We start from the raw sequence: 2581 nt of genomic DNA, 5'->3' as shown, positions 1-2581 counted from the left end.
AACTCCTCAACCGGCGGCACAGAAGGCACCACAAACGCCACCAACCGATCCAGCTCATCCGCAACCACCACAGCAGCATCAACCGAAGGATGCCGAGTCAGCGCAAACTCCACCTCACCCGGCTCAATCCGATACCCACGAACCTTCACCTGCACATCAGCCCGCCCAAGGAACTCCAACGCATCCCCAACACGCCGCACCCGATCCCCGGTCCGATACCACCGCAACCCACCCTCCGCCGCCACAAACCGCTCAGCCGTCAACTCCGGCCGACCCACATAACCCCGGGCGACACCCACACCACCGACGAACAACTCACCCACCGCACCCAACGGCACAGGCCGCAGCACGGCATCCAACACCTGCAACTCAACCCCCGGCAACGGCCCACCAATCGGCGCCGGCCCCACCCCATCACCGAACAATTCACAGAACGTCGAGTCAACGGAAGCCTCAGTCACCCCGTACGCCGTCAGCACCCGCACACCAAGCACCCGCCGCGCACGGGCCACCGACTCCAACCGCCACACGTCAGTGGTCACCACGACTAGACGCAGATCCGGCAGCTCGAAACCGGTCCGCTCGATATACGAGACCAGCTCATCGACATACCGCGGCGCCGACTCGAACGCCTCCACCCGCTCCGCAACCAACAGCGAAGCCCACGACACCACATCCAACTGCGCACCCGGCGAACCGAGCACCAACGTGCCCCCAGCCGCAAGCGCACGGACCACATCACCCGTGAAGACATCAAAACTGGCACTGGCCAGGGTCAGCCACGACAGACCCTGCGTGAAGTGCGTCGCCGACCAGCCACCGAACACCCCCAGCAGCGCGCTGTGCGGCACCACCGTGCCTTTCGGCACACCCGTCGACCCAGATGTGTAAATGACACAGGCCGCCTGTGCCGGATGCACAGCCGCAGTGAACGGATCGCCGTACTCGACCGTGTCGACCACCACCGACACGCCGGCATCCGCAATCATGAACTCCAGCCGCTCCACCGGGTACGACGGGTCCAGCGCCAGATACGCAGCACCGGCCTTCCACACACCCAGCATCGCCACGACCAGGTCCACGCCGCGCGGCAACCGCAGGCCGACCACCGACTCCGCACCAACACCCTGCGCGGCGAGCCAGCCCGCGAACCGTGCCGCCCGCGAGTCCAGCTCCGCGAACGTCAACGACGAACCATCGGCGCGCACCGCCACCGCAGACGACGACGCCGAAATCAGCTCGTGCACACCCCCGACCGACGGCCGCTCCAACCGGTCGCCGCGCCAGGTCCCCGTCGTCCGCATCGGCAGCTCGGACAGCCGCGTGCGGGGTGCCAGCGCCGACAGCAGCGACGTGAAGTGCTCGATGAGCCGGCGGATCGTCGAAACGTCGAACAGTTCGGTGCTGAACTGCACGCCGCCCACGAGGTCGGTCGCGGTCTCGCCGACGATGAAGCTGAGGTCGTACACCGCCGGCACCTCGACCACGGTGTCGTCGACCGGCCCGGCGTCGCCATCGATACGGCCGTAGTTGAAGAGCACCTGGAACAGCGGGCTCCGGGAGCGGTCCCGGGGTGTGCCGAGCGCGTCGACCAGCGACTCGAACGGCATGTCCTGGTGCTCGAACGCGCCCAGGGTTTCGGTGCGGACCCGGCCGAGCAGCTCATCGAAGGTCGGGTCGCCGGAGAGGTCGGTTCGGAGCACGAGCGTGTTCACGAAGAACCCGATGAGCCCCTCGATCTCGGCACGGTTCCGGTTGGCGATCGGGGTGCCGACGACGATGTCATCCTGGCCCGCGTACCGGGAAAGCAGCACGTTGAGGGCCGCGAAGACCGTCATGAACATCGAAACCCCGGCGGCGGCCGACATGGCCCGCAGCCGGTCCGCGACCTCGGCCGGGATCGCGAAGTCGATGACCGCGCCGGCGCTGGTGCGCTGGGCGGGGCGGGGCCGGTCGGCCGGCAGTTCGAGCACGGGAGCGCCGTCGAGGCGGCCGCGCCAGTACGCGACCTGGTCCTCGAGTACCTCCCCGGTGAGCCACTGCCGCTGCCAGGCGGCGAAGTCCGCGTACTGCACGGCCAGCGGGGCGAGCTCGGCGCCGGCGTGGAGCGCCTCGAGCTCCCGGCGCAGGATCGCGTCCGACCACTCGTCGCTGATGACGTGGTGCATGACCAGGCCGAGAGTGTGCTCGGTCGTACCGAGCCGCAGCAGCGTCGCCCGCAGCAGCGGCCCACTTGCCAGGTCGAACGGGACCCGCCGGGCGGCGGCCATCCAGGCATCGGCCGCGGCTTCGGGATCGTCCTCGGTGGACAGATCGACCGTCGGCAGCGCGAACGGTGCCGGCGGGTCGATGACCTGCCGCGGTACACCGTCGGCATCCGCCACGAGCCGGGTCCGCAACACCTCGTGCCGCGCGACGAGCGCCTCGAGCGCCGCGCGCAGCCCGTCGGCGGAGAGCTCCCCGGAGAACCGAATGGGCGCCGGAAGGTTGTACTCGACGGAGTCGGGTTCGAGCTGTGCGAGGAACCACAACCGCTGCTGCGCGAACGACAACGGCAACGGCCGACCCCGATCCGCCGTCT

Annotated in this window: 1 protein-coding gene; it reads right to left on the bottom strand. The window is 68.8% G+C overall.

From position 1 onward, the window contains the following. On the bottom strand, positions 1-2558 hold a 2558-nt coding region (locus AB0B76_RS58835; RefSeq protein ID WP_360395143.1), incomplete at its 3' end, for a condensation domain-containing protein. Positions 2559-2581 lie beyond the last annotated feature (23 nt).

The organism is Dactylosporangium sp. NPDC049140, from assembly GCF_040648435.1.
This window is presented reverse-complemented; position numbering and strand designations above follow the sequence as displayed.